The sequence below is a fragment of the Prevotella sp. HMSC073D09 genome, from assembly GCF_001814145.1.
Taxonomy (GTDB): Bacteria; Bacteroidota; Bacteroidia; order Bacteroidales; family Bacteroidaceae; genus Prevotella; species Prevotella conceptionensis.
The window spans coordinates 1-262 of record NZ_KV815157.1 but is presented as its reverse complement, the minus strand read 5'-3'; the positions used below and the strand labels follow the sequence as shown (position 1 = coordinate 262).

The 262-nt window shown below is 57.6% G+C and carries 1 rRNA gene; it reads right to left on the bottom strand.

Features of this window, described 5'->3' with window-relative positions:
- Positions 1 to 4 precede the first annotated feature (4 nt).
- Positions 5 to 117 (bottom strand): 5S ribosomal RNA (rrf, locus tag HMPREF2955_RS14720).
- Positions 118 to 262: the final 145 nt, after the last annotated feature.

The window sequence follows — 262 nt, the reverse complement described above, 5'->3', positions numbered from 1 at the left end:
TGAAAAAAGGCGGCCACCTACTCTCCCGCATTGCATTGCAGTACCATCGGCGCAGGCGGGCTTAACTTCTCTGTTCGGAATGGGAAGAGGTGGGACACCGCCGCAATAACCACCTGATTAGGGGGTTGACTATCGCACAAGCAAGCTAAGAGAAAGTAACGCGCCACGCGAAAACGGCGTCCTGCGACGCCCGCAACAAGCGGGGCCGACGACACGGCTGAGATGCGGGGGAGGTAAGAAAGTTTCGGGCAATTAGTAGCGC